Source organism: Butyrivibrio proteoclasticus, assembly GCF_900115735.1.
Taxonomy (GTDB): Bacteria; Bacillota; Clostridia; order Lachnospirales; family Lachnospiraceae; genus Butyrivibrio; species Butyrivibrio proteoclasticus_B.
In genome coordinates this window covers 82306-99999 of sequence record NZ_FOXO01000002.1, presented here as the reverse complement: position 1 = coordinate 99999, position 17694 = coordinate 82306, and the positions used below count along the sequence as shown (strand labels likewise).

Genomic DNA, 17694 nt, shown 5'->3' with positions numbered 1-17694 from the left:
ATTTTGATAAGTCTTAAGCAGCTCACCAAATCACAAGGAAGCCACTGTTCCTGCTATGCTGCCCGAAGTAAATGCCCACTGCAGGTTGTAGCCGCCACATCTTCCGTCCACATCCAAAAGCTCACCAACGACAAATATTCCATCATGGTTATTAGTTGTCAAATCATCCCTGACATCACCAAGACTTACACCACCGGATGTTACCTGTGATTGCAAATAGCCATAGTCGGAATCCAACTTTATCTTATAGTATCTATAACTATCAAGTATACTCAAAACCATGCTTTCAGAAATATTTTTCATTTTCATGGATCTTCCCATTTTCATTTTCCTAATAATCATATCTGTAATATAACCGTTGTGAAAACCTGTCAGGAAATCTGAAAGTGACCTGTCATCACGCAGTCTTAGCATTTCTTTTTCTAGAGATATATAATCATCCTCATCATAATCAGGGAAAAAGTTAATAGAAACTGTTACAGGCTTTTTTTCATTCAAAAGCCTTACTACCTTGGAACTTGCCTGCATCACGGGAATACCAGAAATTCCATCTTTTGTTATCTGAAGTTCACCATATTCTTTTGCAACAACTTCATTTCCAAGAAAAAATGAAATCTCCGCAAGGCTTCTAACACCACCATCTGGCATTATTTCGCCAGCTGCAGCTTTAAAACCAACAAGTGCCGGGTAAGTGTCTTTTATTGTCAGGCCAAGCTTTTTACAGATATAGTAACCGTCACCGGTAGACATCGTCGTTTTAGGACCAGATAAAGAACCTGTGGCAATAATAACTCTGTCAGCTTCGTAGGTATTATTATTCGTCAAAACACGATATCTTTTGTTTTCACTCTCTTGTATAACGTCAACAGCTTTAAGCTGCTCACCATATATAACACTGATTCCAAGTCTTTTGATCTCGTTTTCAAAGGCTGAAACTACCGTCTGTGCCTGTCCTGATATAGGATATAAATAACCATCTTCACTCTTAATAACTATTCCAAGAGATTTGAAAAAGCTTATAACATCCAAAACGCCATAGACAGAAAGCCACTGCTTCATCCTCTTTTCAGCGGCAGGATTATACATTTTCTCGTTCATATTGAGATTTGAAATGTTACATCTGCCATTTCCAGTCATCGATAACTTTTTTCCAAGCTGACTATTCTTTTCTATTATGGTAACTGATGCACCATTTCTGGCAGCATAGATTGCAGCACACATACCTGCCGCACCGCCACCGGCTACAATTATTTTTCTATCCAATTTTAATCCTCAAAATTCTTCTGAACTCCAATATTACCGGCAAGAATCATGAATATACTTCCAAATGGTAATCTGCTTATTTCTTTGGCAGTAAGACCTCTGAATATGATCATCAGTACAATATACAGAACTGAATATAGAATAAATGCTATAACCAAAGTAAGGATATCGCCTATTAAGTTAAGAAAAATTACATTGATAATAAATGCCAGTAGCCCTGAAAGTGCTGAACACAATAGAGGCACTCCAAGGGTTCTGATAATTTCCTGCCTGTATCTTAACATCTTACTTAGGATAAAATAACAAACAAGATCATAAAGAACAAACGAAAGTATAAGTGATATCAATACGCCATATGCCCCCATCTCAGCAATAACAACAAGGGCAACCATCATTACAACATGAAGTATCCATGACAGCATAATGGAAACAAGGGACAGGATCACCTTCCCGATATGATTTAACAGCCATGAAAAGAAAACAGCAATTGGTGCAAAAACAACAAGTAAGCTTCCCATCTCTATGAGATAATTTGACAGATCATTATTTTTACCAAACACAGCAACTTCAATTGTTTTGGCCATAACAAATATAAAAATCATAATTGGAACAGATAATGCAAAAAAGCTATGCGATAAAGCTTTTAATCTATCTTTGGCACCAGTAACCTCATCTCTTTCTATTCGAGCCATAATCATGTTCCACATCTTTATGAACGGAATAATACATATTATAACAAATATAGAAATAAGGTTTAAAACTCGTCCTGCATAAACACCGTAATTTAAAACATAGTCGCTTTCCGATCCAATATGTTTTTGATGAATTACATAAAAAACGATATCAAACAGGATAACAAGAGCAGGTGTAATATACAAAAGTATGATAGACCTTATGGTAATAAGAACATCATTCTTATTATCAAGGTACCTTGGAGCGCCCTGTTTAACAATTTCTTTTATCTCATTCTTCCTTAAAGAAAAACTTACAACTATCTGTATGAAACCTACAATGATACCTATCAGTATTCCTATCATCATTCCGGTCGATCCGTAAACACTGCTAAGCTCATTTACATGAAAAAGATTATTCACTTTGAGGCCATAATTATAAAGAACTGCCGATATTATCGTTCCTGATACAAGAGCACACACAGCAATAAGCACATCTGAAATAACTATAGGCTTAGTGTAGCCAAGTCCTTGAAGATAGCCTCTAAGGACGCCTTGAATTGACATAAACAAAGCGCAAACAGCAACAATAATACACTGAAATAATGATCTTTTAGATCCAAACAGATACTCTGAACAATAATAGCTACTAACAAAAAGTACTGCAAATGATAGAACACCACAAACCACAAATATCCTAAAAGACCTGACCATATTAGTTTCTGCATTTAAATACTGTGATCTTCTGGCGCGAAGTCTGACCATTATCCATACAGATTTTTGTACTGCAATTACAAATGCCAGATATAACATATAAAAAATTGCCATTGGTCCTGCTACGAAGCCGGATCCCTTGTCACCATAGATTCTAATTGTGATGATTTCATAAGTCATCATCAATAAGACGGAAAAGAAAAACAATGCTGTTATAACATCCGGTCTGATTCTTTTTTCCTCAAAATACTGCTTCATACTTCTGCTCCCAAAATATCAGCCTCTGGTAATCCCTAGTGCCTCTAAAATTTCTCTCTGCTTTTTTTCCATTATAGCTGCCTCATTCTCTTCCATATGATCATAACCACATAAATGAAGCATACTGTGAGCTATCAAAAAAGCAAACTCTCTTTTTTCACTATGACCATATTCTTTAGCCTGCTCTCTCACCCTGTTCTCATTAACAACAATGTCCCCAAACATTATATTTCCGGAATCAGGGTTAAGAAGGTCAACCTTCTGTTCTCCATCCATAACTGAAAAATCACCCGGTTCTTCATAACTAACATTAGGAAAAGAAAGAACATCTGTAGCTCTGTCAATTTCCCTGAATTCATTATTCATCTGTCTGATTCCTTCATCATCAGTTATTATCAGACTTATTTCGACATCATCCCTGCAGCCTTCAGTTTCAAGAACCTTACAAGCAACAAGCTTTGCAACTTCTTCTATATCAAAATCAAATTTCGCATCTACTTCATTATCTAAGTAAAAAACCATAGTACAATTTCTCCTTCTTTAGGATTTTTCTCATTTCATTTAATTCCCTAAAGGTTACATCATAAGAATTAAGCTCACCAGTTTCTATCATTTTATCTATAATTCCATCAATCAAATGATCATAATCAATATCCACATTGGGATCTTTTTTTATTAGCATCATTATCGTAGCTATGACTGTTTCAGATAACTGAACCGTCAAAGTTTCCCTTGATTTTACTGAAGCTTTTGAAGGAACCATATACTCATGTAAATACTCTATCGCCTCAAGAGGAAATCTATTCTCTGTGTAGTAATGGGAAACATCGTCATAATCCATTTTTCCATCAATAATCCCTATTCTGTGATAATAGGAACATGTCTTAACTGCTCTTGAATTAAAACCCAGCCCCAACGCTATCCTTTCAGAAAGATAGGCAGTATGAATAGCCCTATAATACTCTTCAGGATTTTTCTCTTTTAATTCCTGGAGAAGTGAAAACTCAGAATCATTGATCTCCATATACATATCATTGGATTTTCTTATAACATAAACTCCAAACATATTAAGAAAAATAAGAAGTATCAAAAGATTCAACATCAGATTAAGAATTGGTAAAAAAAGAACCTTAATACCAAAAGTCCTGTTCAAAAACAAGACATTAAATGCAACAAGCAAAACCGCCTGCATCGTCAATGAGATAAAAGTAGGAAATGCTATTTTTGTATTCTCATTTAAATCTCTAAACACAGCAATCGCAACAGCACCTGCAATCACATACATAAAGAGTTCAGCGTAATTTCCATTTTCCTCAAGCATAACTGTCAATGTAACAAAAAAGGTCCCTGATATCATCCCTATCTCATTATTAGAAAAAAGAGCCAATATAACAAAAAAAGACATATATGGCCAAAACTGATTAGGAACAAGAGCTAAAGCACATGAAAGAACAAGTGCCATTATGTACACAACTATAAAACGACTCTTTTTATCAAAATTATCATATGAAAAGCCGTTTTTTCCCCTGGTTGCCGCGTCAAGAAGCATAAAAATAATCGTTCCTGACATAATTAGGGAAACAATTACGTTTCTTAAAATTGCTTCATAACTCTTACCCATAAAAAATGAAAATAAACATACTATTGCCCCGGTCAGTAAAAATAAACCAGCATATATGAACTCAGTTTTTTTGAAAGAAATTGTTTTCTTTTCCATCACTTATGCGATTTCTCCAGTTTTCTAATAGATTTGGTTTTCTGCTTGTTTGCTGATTTTTTCTCATAGTCCTCATAAGCTTTAACGATCTTCTGCACGAGAGGATGTCTGACAACATCATTGCTTGTAAGTGTACAGAACTCAATATCATCAATTCCCTTAAGTACGCTCTGTGCCACATCAAGTCCGGATTTAACATCAGGTGAAAGATCTTTTTGACTGGCATCACCTGTGATGATAACCTTTGATCCAAATCCAATTCTTGTCAAAAACATCTTCATCTGAGCTGGAGTTGTATTTTGGGCTTCATCAAGGATAATAAATGCATTATCCAAAGTTCTTCCTCTCATATAAGCAAGAGGTGCAACTTCGATAAGACCTTTTTCCATATTCTTAATAAAATTCTCTGTTCCCATTATCTGATACAGAGCATCATATAAAGGTCTTAAATACGGGTCAACCTTACTCTGAAGATCACCTGGCAAAAAGCCAAGTTTTTCTCCGGCTTCTATTGCAGGCCTTGTAAGAATTATCCGGCTTACCTCTTCTCTCTGGAATGCAGTAATTGCCATGGCCATTGCAAGATATGTTTTTCCGGTTCCTGCAGGTCCAAGACCAAACACGATCATTTTATTTCTGATTGCATCAATATATTTTTTCTGACCTATAGTCTTTGGTTTAATTGGTTTACCTGATATAGTGTGACAAATTACATCTTTATCGATGTCTACAAGTACATTCTCACTATTTAATGGCTTAGATATGTTCTTCTCTTCTTTTAGAGTGATAGCATAATTTATTGACTGTTCCTCAATTCCGCCGCCTCTTCTATAGAGCTGAACAAGTTCCCTTATAATGCTTGCTGCTTTCCCGGCCCCTTCTTTATCACCAATGATATGAAGTTCACCGTTTCTATCAATTATCTCAACATGAAAACTATCTTCAATTTTCCTTATATAACTGTCATTCTCCCCAAAAATCCCTCTCTCGTCATCTGCAGAAAGTGATAATCTAAGTTCTGTAATTTCACTCATATAAAACTATTCCCCAATTATTATTCTTTATTTATGATATGGCTCGCCACTTATGATCTTATATCCTCTGTAAATCTGTTCAAGCAGAATTACTCTCATCATCTGATGCGGAAAAGTCATATCTGAAAAACTAATATATTCATTTGCTAAATCAAGGACACTTTTATGAAGTCCCAATGATCCACCAATAATAAATTGTATGTGATTTATACCCTTGATACCCTGATTATCTATAAATTCAGAAAAGCTCTCTGAAGTAAATTTTCTACCATTAATGGCAAGTGCACATACAAAAGCTGATGAATCAATATTCTTGATAATACGCTTTGCCTCTTTATCTTTTATCTGTTCCTCTATTGCAGGTGGCGCATTGTCAGGTGTCTTCTCATCAGCAACTTCAATAATACTAAGCTTACAGTATCTGGATAATCTCTTGGAATACTCAGCAATTGCATCATTCCAGTATTTTTCTTTTATTCTTCCTACACAAATAATCGTTATCTTACTCAAATCTTCAATTAGCCTTTTTTCCACCTATTATAATTCCTGAAACCCTATTGTCCTTTGTTCCTTCCTCTGTCATAGAAACAAAGTCCTTCTCATCATTTTTATTTTGAAGAACAGGAATCTTGCCGTCCTTATCTAAATGTGTGTTGACAACCTGTTGCCATGTTCCGCCCTGGCAAGTACCAAACCATTCTTCTGTATTTTGATCCTTGTCAATGGTAATAATATACATTTTGCCATTGTAGTAACTGTTTTCGAAACTTCCAATAGCATTCTGAACATATATATCATCGCCATTCATCTTGGTAAAATCGTAGTCATAATGCTCCTGTCCCTCCCCTGTTGGAAGGTCATCTGACCATGCTCCTGTATACATATGCTCAGTAACAACATAGTTGCTATAATCAGGATAGAAATTTATCCATGTACCATTTCCGTTTCTCTTTCCCACTTTCCATTCACCGAAATAATATTGATCATCTCCATATACAGCAAGGCCTGTACCTTCCGGTAATCCTGTAGAATCAAGATCTCCATAATAATAGAAATCCTGAGTACCTGACAGTTTATAAGACATAGCTTCAAATCTTTCAAGATGAGCCAGATCTCTTACAGCTTCTGTATTGTTATCTGACCAATAGGTATACATTTCCTTGAGCTGGGCATTAGTATCAATAGCAAGTCCCTTATAGATATTCTTAAGGACTGCCGCCTTAGTTGAATACAAACTATTTCCGGAAATATCATTTACACTTTCTATACTATTTGCCTGCATATCTGAGTCTTCACTGCTTCCGGCTGTTCCAGCATTATCCTCAGCATTTTGAGATGCACCACTATCAGCACTTTCAGAAGAAATCAGTATTCCGGAATCTCCATTTTGATTCAAAGAGCTTTCAAGAGAAGCATATTCACTAATATTCTTATCAAGAAGCTTTTCATCATTTTCTTTTTTTCCTGATAGAGCTAAAAAAAGTACTAAAATAAGTAATATTGCAGCAACTATTCCAGATGTGATAGCAACTTTTATTTTTTCATTCTTATCCATATTATTCTCCAATCCGCAATCTTACTAATTATAGCATAAAAAACAAATCTTCCCAAACCTATTAAAGGCCTGGGAAGATTTTATAGATAAAATTCGTTACTGTTCACTCGCATACAGCTCGCTCCAGTAACCACTTCGCGCATTCATTCCAAATCGACTTCGTCGATGGAATGCGCTCACTCCCGTATCAAGTTCTCACGAAATGCGCAGCTTAGTGCGCATTTCTGTCTGAACAGTAACTAAAATTCTATTTAATTCACTGTTTTGATGACAGATATTCATCAATACCCTTTGCCGCTGCTTTACCTGCCCCCATGGCAAGAATAACTGTTGCAGCACCGGTTACTGCATCACCGCCTGCAAATACACCCGGTTTAGAAGTCTGTCCATTATCTTCCTGTGCAACAATGCACTTTTTACGATTAATCTCAAGTCCTTCAGTTGTTGATGAAATCAAAGGATTAGGAGATGTTCCAAGCGACATGATAACAGCATCGCACTCAATATCAAACTCAGAACCCGGAATTTCAACCGGACTTCTTCTTCCTGACTCATCAGGTTCTCCAAGTTCCATTCTTATACATGTTATTCCTGTTACCCAGCCATTTTCATCAGCATGTATCTCAACAGGATTTGTAAGAAGATCAAAAATGATACCTTCTTCTTTTGCATGCCCTACTTCCTCTTTTCTTGCAGGAAGTTCTTCTTCACCACGACGATATACAACATGTACCTCAGCGCCAAGACGAAGTGCTGTTCTCGCAGCATCCATAGCTACATTTCCACCGCCTACAACTACGCATTTTTTAGGTCTCATGATAGGAGTTCTTGAATTTTCATCAAAAGCTTTCATAAGATTGCTTCTTGTAAGGAACTCATTCGCAGAGAATACACCCATAGCCTGCTCTCCGGGAATGTTCATAAATCTTGGAAGACCAGCTCCTGAGCCAATGAATACTGCCTCAAAGCCTTCCTTTTCCATAAGTTCATCTATAGTTACTGATTTACCAATAACAACGTCAGTTTCAAGCTTAACGCCTAAAGACTTAACGTTCTCAATTTCCTTTTTAACAACTGCTGTTTTGGGAAGACGGAACTCAGGAATACCATATACCAAAACACCGCCTGCTTCATGAAGGGCTTCGAAAATTGTAACATCATAGCCCATCTTTGCAAGATCTCCGGCGCATGTAAGACCTGAAGGACCTGAACCAATTACGGCTACTTTCTTACCCTTCTTCTCCTTTGCTCCCTCAGGCTTGATGCCAAGCTCCCTTGCTGTATCAGCAACATATCTCTCAAGCTTACCGATTGAAACTGCATCACCCTTAATTCCCCTGATACATTTTCCCTCACACTGACTTTCCTGAGGACAAACTCGTCCGCACACTGCAGGTAAAGCACTTGATTTACTGATAGTCTGATAAGCGCCTTCGACATCGCCTGTTTTAACCTGTGAAATAAATGCAGGTATGTCGATAGAAACAGGACACCCCTGAACACATTGAGGATTCTTACAATTCAAACATCTTTGTGCTTCTTTTTCAGCTTCTTCTTTATTATATCCAAGGCATACTTCCTCAAAATTAGTAGCACGCACTTTTGCATCCTGCTCTCTAACAGGAACTCTTACAAATCCATCCATAGTTGATCTCCTTATTTTTTATTTAAATGATATACGACCTACTCCGAACTTCGTTTCTTTGTCCTAAAGGTAACATTTATATGCCTTCAAGCAATCATAAATGTTTCTCTTCATCAATATATCATTGGCAGTTACCGCATCCGCCGTGGTGTGTATCACCTTCCTGTGCCTTAAGGAATAATCTGCCCTCTTCAGTCTTATACAATTTCATACGATTCATAGCCTGGTCAAAATCAACCTTATGTCCATCAAATTCAGGGCCATCAACACACGCAAACTGAACCTTTCCATCAACTGTAAGGCGACATGCTCCACACATTCCGGTTCCATCCACCATAATAGGATTCATACTTACTACTGTAGGAATTCCAAGTTCCTGAGTTAATTTGCAAACAAATTTCATCATGATCATAGGTCCGATAGCTACGCAGTGATCATATCTATTGCCCTCATCCCAAAGATCCTGTAAAGCCTTTGTAACCATTCCGCTTCTGCCATAAGAACCATCATCAGTTGTGATGTGAAGGTTACAAACTTCTTTAAATCTGTCTTCAAGGATAACCAGATCTTTAGTCTTTGCACCGATGATAACGTCACAATCAACACCATGCTCCTTGAGATACTTTGCCTGAGGGTAAACAGGTGCTGTACCAACACCACCTGCTATAAACACTATTTTCTTTTTCTTAAGCTCATCTACGCTCAACTCACAGAGATCAGAAGGTTTTCCAAGTGGTCCAACTACATCTGCAAGTTCATCACCCGCCTTCAGCTTTGAAAGCTTAAAAGTTTCAGCTCCAATAGCCTGTGCTACAATTTCAACCGTTCCTTTCTCTCTGTTGTAATCGCAAATAGTAAGAGGAATTCTCTCACCTTCCTCATCAACACGAATAATCAGGAACTGGCCGGGTAAACACGCACTAGCTACACGTGGAGCCTCAACAATCATTTGATAGATGTTTGTAGTAAGCTCATTTGCCTCTAAAATTTTGAACATAGTCTTCCTCCTACAAATAATTATTTACATTGCACAATAATAAATTAATTCAAAAAAATTTTCAATCAGTAATTTAAATTGGTAAAGTGTTAAACTGTCTATCTATTCGAAATTGTAATAAGTGTATACTTACCACTGGAATCATACCCAAGTCTGTTAACAGTGCCATCATGAGTATTAACAGCATATAATAACCCGGTCGGAGTCACTGTTCCATCATTTGAAACATGGTTTTCCATAACAACATAATATTCGCCTGCTCCCTGTATTTCAATGACAGAGTTATAAATATATTCATTATGGCCTTCCTGCCCTCTGACTTTTCCAGAAGTATCCAACAGAATATCAAGTCTGACAAGAGTATTAACAATACTGTTAACTGCCTGCTCTGTAGAAACAAGCCTTGTATAAATAAGATGATAATTTCTTTCTACTATCTCACTGCAATCCCCATTCTGATTGAAAGCAATGAACTTAAAAACAGAAGAGCCAACAGGCATAGTTATAGGTGAAATGTATTGCTTGGATTCCACAGTCGGATCTGAACCATCTATAGTATAAAAAATCGTACTACCGGCCTCTGCTACCGCTACTATCATAGTATTCTGATTATATTCACCACTGGGTTCCATGATCTCAGGTGCAGCAGGCGCTCCCTGCTCAACTATATAATTCTGCTCAACTGTTTCACTATAAAGACCGTATTTATTTACACTAACACCCTTTATGTTGTACTCACCATCTTCATCCAGCACAATAGCATTCTCATATAAGATACTACTACTGTCGGGACTATCACCATTTACAGTATAGTAAATCCTGCAATCAGCATCTCCTGAGGCTTCAACATTCACTGCTCCCTCATAAGTTCCTGCTGAAGGAACCATTTCAGGTGGTGATGGAATATATTTTGCTTTGAGAGATCTTGTTATATCAGTGTCATCTTCTGTCAAAAGAACTGTAATTTCCTGATATGCTCCCTCCTGCCTGTAAATAGATATAATACCCTCATACGCAGAAAGAACTTTATCATCAGAAAAAGAAGAATTATGTGTTATAAGCTTCAATGCATCGACTGCCTCGGTATTTTTTCCAACTTCAAGGTAATAGTCAGATAATCTGAAAATTATATCAGAGTCTTCCGGAAATAAATTATTTCCCTCAATCAGATATTCTATTGCCTCATCCATTTTACCTGAATCTTTAGAATTACCTGCAAGTCTTAAATAATATTTCGGAGATTTGCTGTTAAATCCCGCAAAAGTAACAAAAAGACACACCACCAGAATTATGCCCAAAATACAAGCAAGAATTATACCTTTTTTCTTCCACAAAGATAAAAGAAATGCTTCTACCTTCCTCTTTCTATCGATCCATTTCTTTTCATCCTTGGTCAGTTCATTCGCAAGGCCTGTAAGGCTTTCCTTTATTTTGTTTTCTACTTCCGGCTCAAATTCAGGGACAAAGTTAATTTCTGTGCCGCAATCATCACAGTACATATGCCCTTCCGGGATTTCTTTGCCACAATTAGGACAGATCATAGGCTCTCTTCCTTATTATGATTCCATATGCATCAACGCAGCTTCATAACAGTTATTCATAAGCATTGCTATTGTCATTGGCCCTACACCACCAGGTACAGGAGTGATAGCAGAAGCTATTTCAGAAACTTCATCAAATTTTACATCTCCGCAAAGCTTGCCATCTTCATTACGATTAATGCCAACATCTATTACAACAGCGCCCTCTTTAACATGATTTTTTGTGATCATGCCGGCTTTACCTACTGCAGCAACAAGTATATCAGCTCTTTTGCAAACTTCTTCAAGGTTTTTAGTCCTTGAATGTGCAACAGTAACAGTTGCATTTTCCCTTAACATCAAAAGAGACATTGGTTTACCGACAATATTTGATCTTCCAACAATAACGCACTCTTTGCCGGCTATATCTATTTTACCGCCGCAACCTCTTTTTAAAAGCTGTATAACTCCTGCCGGGGTGCAAGAGACAAAACCCTTCTCACCTATACAAAGTGCGCCAACGTTCATAGGATGAAAACCATCAACATCTTTGGAAGGTGAAATTGCGTTAATGACAGTTTTCTCGTCAATATGCGCCGGAAGAGGCATCTGAACAAGTATTCCGTCTACATCTTTCCTGTCATTTAACTCATCAATCAGTTTTAATAATTCCTCCTGGGTAGTCTCAGCAGGAAGTTCATAAGATAAAGATCTAAATCCAATGTATTCACATGCCTTTTTCTTATTTCTTACGTATACCTCAGATGCAGGATCATCTCCTACTAATATTACTGCAAGAGTTACCTCTATACCTTTCTCTTTTAAAAGAGCTGTCTTTTCTTTTAATTCATCTTTGATTTGGCTCGAAATAAGCTTACCATCAATAATCTGTGCCGCCATATAATCCTCCCTAAATATGAAGTCCTGCTCTCACACGCCTTAGCCAGGACAAAGTTCCTACCAGATTTGAAAAAGCCTCATCGGGTATCCACTTTAGAACAATCCCGTTATTCTTCCATCTGCGTCAACATCAATATCAAAAGCTGCCGGATGCTTAGGGAGTCCGGGCATAGTAACGATTGAACCTGTAAGTGCTACAACAAAACCGGCTCCTGCAGAAACATATGCTTCTCTGACAGTAATTTTATAATTTGACGGTCTTCCTAAAAGTGACGGATCATCAGACAGTGAGTACTGTGTCTTAGCCATGCAGACCGGAAGATTTTTAAAGCCCATATCCTCAATCTTAGACAGCTGTCTTGATGCCGCAGGGGTGAAATTCACACCATCAGCACCATAAATCCTGGTTGCAATAGTCTCAATTTTCTCTTTAAGCGAGAGATCATCAGCATATATTGGAGCGTAGTTTGAAGGCTTTGTGTTGATTGTATCCAAAACTTCTTTCGCAAGGGCCTCGCCACCTTCGCCACCTTTTGCCCAAACTTCGGAAAGAGCAAATTTGCATCCTCTCTCCTCACAGAACTTCTTAACAAACTCAGTCTCAGCATCAGTATCCGTGATAAATGAATTAAGTGTTACAACAACAGGAACTCCATACTGCTGAATATTCTCAATATGTTTTTCCAGGTTTACTATTCCCTTTTTTAGAGCATCAAGATTCTCAGCTCCAAGTTCAGCCTTAGGTATACCACCATTATACTTAAGAGCTCTGACAGTGGCTACAAGCACGACAGCATCAGGTTTAAGGCCTGAAATTCGGCACTTTATATCAAGGAATTTCTCAGCACCAAGATCTGCACCAAAACCTGCTTCAGTAACGGTAATGTCAGAAATTCCAAGAGCCGTCTCCGTAGCCCTTACTGAGTTACATCCATGTGCAATATTGGCAAATGGTCCACCATGAACAATTACAGGTGTATGTTCAAGTGTCTGAACGAGATTAGGCTTAATAGCATCCTTTAAAAGAGCTGCCATAGAGCCAACAGCCTTAAGATCACCTGCAGTAACAGGCTCTCCATTATAATTATATGCAACTATTATCCTGGATAATCTCTTTTTCAGGTCATCCATATCGCTTGCAAGACATAAAATTGCCATGATCTCAGATGCTACCGTGATAACAAAGTGATCCTCTCTTGGAACACCATCGGCCTTAGCACCAAGACCTACAACAATATTTCTAAGAGCTCTGTCATTCATATCCTCAGCCCTTTTCCATATTATCTGTCTTGTATCGATTCCAAGTTCATTGCCCTGCTGAATGTGATTATCCAAAAGAGCTGCCAGAAGGTTATTGGCAGAAGTGATAGCATGGAAATCACCGGTAAAGTGCAGATTTAAATCCTCCATTGGAACAACCTGTGCATATCCGCCGCCGGCTGCACCGCCCTTAATTCCAAAACACGGTCCAAGTGAAGGCTCTCTGAGTGCTATTACTGTTTTGTATCCTAATCTGCTTAAGGCGTCACCAAGACCAACACTTGTGGTTGTCTTGCCCTCTCCTGCAGGAGTAGGATTAATAGCAGTTACAAGAATAAGTTTTCCTTTTTTATTTGTCTTAACTCTCTTTATATAATCCTCAGACAACTTAGCCTTATACTTGCCATAGTATTCAAGGTCATCCTCTGAAATGCCTAATTTCTCAGCCACTTCCCTAATATGAAGCATTTTTGCTTCCTGAGCGATTTCGATATCACTTTTTACAGCCATTAATAACTCTCCTCCTAGCTCTTTCAAAGTATTTCTTCAAACTGTTCCTTTGTCATAAGTACTTTCCTTGGCTTGGTTCCTTCTTCGTCACCAACAACTCCGGCATCACAGAGCTGATCCATGATCCTTGCCGCCCTATTAAAGCCAATCTTGAACACTCTCTGTAGCATTCCTATTGATGCCTTTTCTTTTTCTATAATGATCTCGCCTGCCGCAGCGAAGTACTCATCTCTATCGGAGAAAGGATCACCTGATGCCCCATTTAATGAGCCACCCTGACTCTGGATGCTGTTGATCTGCATCTCAATCTCTTCTCCATATCCAGTTTCAATTCCTTGATTTCGAAGGAAATCAGTAACAGCCTGTACCTCTTTATCAGATACAAATGCTCCCTGCACTCTGGCAGGTTTTGTATATCCCTGAGGATAGAACAACATATCACCCTTACCAAGAAGCTTTTCAGCGCCATTAATATCAAGGATGGTTCTGGAATCAACACCACTTGAAACAGCAAAAGCAACTCGGCTTGGCATATTGGCCTTAATAAGACCGGTAATGACATCAACTGAAGGTCTCTGAGTCGCAATAATAAGATGAATACCTGCAGCTCTTGCCAGCTGAGTAAGTCTGCAGATAGCATCCTCAACTTCATTAGCTGATACCATCATAAGATCTGCAAGCTCATCTACAATAACAACAATCTGAGGAAGCACAGACATACTGCCATCTGTGCAACTCTCTGCTACTTTGTTATACCCCTTTAGATCCCTTACTCCGGAATCCGCAAACTTTTTATATCTGTTTGTCATCTCCGCAACAGCCCAGTTCAAAGCAGCAGCAGCCTTCTTAGGGTCTGTGACAACCGGTATCATAAGATGTGGAATACCATTATACACACTAAGTTCAACGATTTTAGGATCTATCATGATCATCTGAACTTCTTCTGGTTTTGCTTTATAAATAAGACTCATGATGATCGTATTGATACAAACAGATTTACCTGAACCCGTTGCACCCGCTATAAGAAGGTGTGGCATCTTGGCAATATCAGTAACAACTGCCTTTCCTGCAATATCCTTACCAACTGCAAACGCTAGTTTTGAAGAGAATTCTTTATATTCATTGGATTCTATGATATCTCTGAAAGCAACAGCCTGATTTTCCTTGTTTGGCACTTCAATTCCTACTGCAGCTTTTCCTGGTATAGGTGCTTCTATACGAATGTCCCTGGCTGCAAGATTCATCTTGATATCATCAGCAAGTCCGACAATCTTATTGACACGAACGCCAGCCTCAGGCTGAAGTTCAAACCTTGTAACAGCAGGCCCCTGGCTTATGTCTGTGACAGTAACGTTTACACCGAATGTCTTTAGTGTCTCCTGCAATTTAACAGCTGTTTCTTTAAGCTGTCTTGCAGTATCCGCATTCTTGTTTTTTGTTCCCTTCTCCAAAAGAGATACCGGTGGAAATACATATTTCTTTGGAATGGCTTTTTTATGAGCCTCAATTTCTTTTTCCATCCCTGGACTTGTAGTAACAGGCCCTGAAGCATTTATTACCGCATGAGAAGAAGATGATGATGATGAATCTATTTTTGTAGAAGCATTTTTACTCATGGATATGTGATCCTGCGCATGGATTGAATACTCTCCGTTCATGCCATTACCAATATTCTCAGAATGAATAGGAACATCTGGTAAAATGTCCTCCTCTTCAACAGTCTCGGCAGATGCTGCTACAAGCTTTCCATGTGATGCAGGTTTTTCAGGTTCATATGCCGGCTCACATTCAGGCTCTTCCTCCACAGGAGGAAGCTGAATAATTGTGTGCTCTGAAGCTGGCTCTACATAGCTCTCTCTGTCAGCCGGTTCTTCATAAATCTCTCTGTCATCTGGCTCCTCATAAGTATCAGGAGTTTCATCCTCAAATCCCATTCCGTGGATAACAGGGTCTGTTACGAACACACGCTGGCCATCCGGCTCAACCTCAGTTCTGACATCATTTTTATTAAGAACGATTTCATGAATATCATCATGAAAATCCTCTTCATCAGGAATAAATATATTTTTTGCAGCAGAATCATTCTCATCATGAACGTGAATCTCAGGACGGCTCACTTCCTCGTCCTGTTCATCCTTAAGATCCGTTTCAAGCATAACTCCTCGGACATTCTTTTCCATTCTGAGAATCTTTTCATCCTCTTTCTGTTCTATGGCAAGACGTCTCTCCTCTTCTATTTCAGCACGTCTTTGCTCCATCTTTTCTCTTCGGCGTTCAGCATAATCCCTATAATTTGCAGCATCCTCCCTGGTGCGTTCAATTATTTTTCTCCCGCCCTTTTTCAAGCCTCCAACAAAGGACTGCTCCGTAAACACAACCACACTGGCTATTCCTATCACAAGTAAAAGCAGAGCTGTTCCTGCAAATGAAAGATACTTAAAAATAATGTAAGCAAGCGAACCGGCAAAAAATCCACCACCATTTCTCGCTGCGCTGGACTGACTATAAATATAAGCAATATCGTATTTAGTTAATGATTGTGGTCTTCCTGTAATCAGATCTGCAATTATTCCAATCACAAAGAATATAACAATGCCGGATACAATTTTCCTGACTGAAGCATTTGATCCAAAATTAGCTATTCCAATAGCAACTGCGCCAAGCATAACCAAAGGCGCAATAAAAGCAGTAATGCCAAATAGTCCAAAAAGAATGGAACTTACAGCATTACCGAAATCTCCACATATTCCAAAATTACATAAAAAAAGGAAAATAGTCAGAGCAATAACAATGATTACAATCAGTTCACTTTTAAGAGAATAATCAAATTCTTCTTCCTGCCTCTTTGGTGCACGAGCACTTCGTGCCTTTGATGAACTTCTTGTAGTTGTTTTTCTAGACTGTTTTCTCCCCTTACCAGACTGTGTCATATGATCCCCTTATTCCGTACAAAACTCTTAATAGTATATCATTTTTAGGAGGTTTATGCTATACTAACAACTGATTTAATATGCATTTGAAACGCATTCAATATGAATAGGAGAAAAAAATGGAATTTAGACAGGAAGTTGAAACTGGCACATTTAAAATTGTCAGCAACACTGATACAACTTTAAAGATCAAAGAAGTTGCAACAAAGTGCAGACTAGTTAAAACAGATAACGGTGTTAAGGTCGAACTTGCTTATACAGGTCCTAATGCCAGCAAATATATGCAGTATGTTGAAAAGCACAAAGAAGAACTTACAAAATATCTAATGAACCCTGATGAGGCTGATCTGTATGAATGGATGGAGACATCACATCAGACTCCTGAAACACTAAAAAGACATGAAAAAGAAAATCTTATTCTTTATGTTAGCTTTGATCCGGAATCCCATAAAATGTCTACAGGAATCGCTGATGAAAACATCACCATGAAGCTTGGTTCAACTCTTATGAACATCAATGTCGATGAGCTTACAAGAGACGAATTTAAACTTGCTATTTACAACATGCTTCTTCTTGCAGATGAAATATCTGTCATGATGGGAAATGCAGGACTCCGCAAAATGGCAAACATCCAGATTGTAAAGACTTATCTCACAGAGATATATGATAAATATCACGAGAACATCGATTAATAATACAAAAGCTGTCAGGTTAAATCCG

14 protein-coding genes are annotated in these 17694 nt (G+C 38.1%); 1 reads left to right on the top strand and 13 read right to left on the bottom strand.

Translation table 11 applies throughout. From position 1 onward, the window contains the following. Positions 1-30 precede the first annotated feature (30 nt). The 13 genes from BM146_RS01645 to BM146_RS01585 all read right to left on the bottom strand — a co-directional run bounded on the left by BM146_RS01645 (position 31) and on the right by BM146_RS01585 (position 16974). Positions 31-1263: an aminoacetone oxidase family FAD-binding enzyme gene (locus BM146_RS01645; RefSeq protein WP_074883397.1), complete on the bottom strand. Its 1233-nt coding sequence runs from the start codon at positions 1261-1263 to the stop codon at positions 31-33. A 2-nt stretch (positions 1264-1265) separates the two neighbouring features. Continuing rightward, positions 1266-2906 (bottom strand): MATE family efflux transporter, encoded by a 1641-nt coding sequence (locus tag BM146_RS01640; RefSeq protein ID WP_074883393.1) that lies wholly within the window; start codon positions 2904-2906, stop codon positions 1266-1268. Positions 2907-2924: 18 nt separating this feature from the next. Then, on the bottom strand, positions 2925-3428 hold the full coding sequence (gene ybeY / locus BM146_RS01635; protein ID WP_074883390.1) for an rRNA maturation RNase YbeY: 504 nt from the start codon (positions 3426-3428) through the stop codon (positions 2925-2927). Next, positions 3409-4527 (bottom strand): hypothetical protein, encoded by a 1119-nt coding sequence (locus BM146_RS01630; RefSeq protein WP_177201562.1) that lies wholly within the window; start codon positions 4525-4527, stop codon positions 3409-3411. The genes ybeY and BM146_RS01630 overlap by 20 nt, the downstream gene beginning before the upstream one ends. A gap of 95 nt (positions 4528-4622) precedes the next feature. Beyond that, positions 4623-5657, bottom strand: coding sequence for a PhoH family protein (locus BM146_RS01625; protein ID WP_074883384.1), 1035 nt, complete (start codon positions 5655-5657; stop codon positions 4623-4625). Positions 5658-5684: 27 nt separating this feature from the next. Continuing rightward, positions 5685-6167 carry a 23S rRNA (pseudouridine(1915)-N(3))-methyltransferase RlmH gene (gene rlmH / locus BM146_RS01620; RefSeq protein ID WP_074883848.1) on the bottom strand — a complete coding sequence of 161 codons (483 nt, stop codon included), beginning with the start codon at positions 6165-6167 and terminating at the stop codon, positions 5685-5687. A 4-nt stretch (positions 6168-6171) separates the two neighbouring features. Beyond that, positions 6172-7212, bottom strand: a complete 1041-nt coding sequence (locus BM146_RS01615; RefSeq protein ID WP_074883381.1) for an MORN repeat-containing protein — start codon at positions 7210-7212, stop codon at positions 6172-6174. Between the two features lie 256 nt (positions 7213-7468). Beyond that, complete coding sequence (gltA, locus tag BM146_RS01610) at positions 7469-8857, bottom strand: NADPH-dependent glutamate synthase (protein WP_074883378.1); 1389 nt, start codon at positions 8855-8857, stop codon at positions 7469-7471. A 121-nt stretch (positions 8858-8978) separates the two neighbouring features. Next, positions 8979-9854 (bottom strand): sulfide/dihydroorotate dehydrogenase-like FAD/NAD-binding protein, encoded by an 876-nt coding sequence (locus BM146_RS01605; protein ID WP_074883375.1) that lies wholly within the window; start codon positions 9852-9854, stop codon positions 8979-8981. A gap of 98 nt (positions 9855-9952) precedes the next feature. Next, entirely contained in the window at positions 9953-11395 is a 1443-nt protein-coding gene (locus tag BM146_RS01600) for a chitobiase/beta-hexosaminidase C-terminal domain-containing protein (RefSeq protein WP_074883372.1), read from the bottom strand. A gap of 15 nt (positions 11396-11410) precedes the next feature. Next, positions 11411-12274, bottom strand: coding sequence for a bifunctional methylenetetrahydrofolate dehydrogenase/methenyltetrahydrofolate cyclohydrolase FolD (folD, locus tag BM146_RS01595; RefSeq protein ID WP_074883370.1), 864 nt, complete (start codon positions 12272-12274; stop codon positions 11411-11413). A gap of 93 nt (positions 12275-12367) precedes the next feature. Beyond that, positions 12368-14044 carry a formate--tetrahydrofolate ligase gene (locus BM146_RS01590; RefSeq protein WP_074883367.1) on the bottom strand — a complete coding sequence of 559 codons (1677 nt, stop codon included), beginning with the start codon at positions 14042-14044 and terminating at the stop codon, positions 12368-12370. Between the two features lie 23 nt (positions 14045-14067). Beyond that, a complete protein-coding gene (locus BM146_RS01585; RefSeq protein WP_074883364.1) occupies positions 14068-16974 on the bottom strand; it encodes an FtsK/SpoIIIE family DNA translocase in 2907 nt (968 codons plus the stop codon). Positions 16975-17093: 119 nt separating this feature from the next. On the opposite strand from BM146_RS01585, the gene BM146_RS01580 reads away from it, so the two are divergent. After that, positions 17094-17666: a hypothetical protein gene (locus BM146_RS01580; protein WP_074883361.1), complete on the top strand. Its 573-nt coding sequence runs from the start codon at positions 17094-17096 to the stop codon at positions 17664-17666. The last annotated feature ends 28 nt before the right edge of the window (positions 17667-17694 follow it).

Coding starts and splice junctions, on each gene's coding strand:
- BM146_RS01630 (WP_177201562.1), bottom strand. CDS start 4,527: ATGGGTAAGAGTTATGAAGCAATTTTAAGAAACGTAATTGTTTCCCTA.
- folD (WP_074883370.1), bottom strand. CDS start 12,274: ATGGCGGCACAGATTATTGATGGTAAGCTTATTTCGAGCCAAATCAAA.
- ybeY (WP_074883390.1), bottom strand. CDS start 3,428: ATGGTTTTTTACTTAGATAATGAAGTAGATGCGAAATTTGATTTTGAT.
- gltA (WP_074883378.1), bottom strand. CDS start 8,857: ATGGATGGATTTGTAAGAGTTCCTGTTAGAGAGCAGGATGCAAAAGTG.
- BM146_RS01625 (WP_074883384.1), bottom strand. CDS start 5,657: ATGAGTGAAATTACAGAACTTAGATTATCACTTTCTGCAGATGACGAG.
- BM146_RS01640 (WP_074883393.1), bottom strand. CDS start 2,906: ATGAAGCAGTATTTTGAGGAAAAAAGAATCAGACCGGATGTTATAACA.
- BM146_RS01585 (WP_074883364.1), bottom strand. CDS start 16,974: ATGACACAGTCTGGTAAGGGGAGAAAACAGTCTAGAAAAACAACTACA.
- BM146_RS01580 (WP_074883361.1), top strand. CDS start 17,094: ATGGAATTTAGACAGGAAGTTGAAACTGGCACATTTAAAATTGTCAGC.
- BM146_RS01605 (WP_074883375.1), bottom strand. CDS start 9,854: ATGTTCAAAATTTTAGAGGCAAATGAGCTTACTACAAACATCTATCAA.
- BM146_RS01600 (WP_074883372.1), bottom strand. CDS start 11,395: ATGATCTGTCCTAATTGTGGCAAAGAAATCCCGGAAGGGCATATGTAC.
- BM146_RS01615 (WP_074883381.1), bottom strand. CDS start 7,212: ATGGATAAGAATGAAAAAATAAAAGTTGCTATCACATCTGGAATAGTT.
- BM146_RS01590 (WP_074883367.1), bottom strand. CDS start 14,044: ATGGCTGTAAAAAGTGATATCGAAATCGCTCAGGAAGCAAAAATGCTT.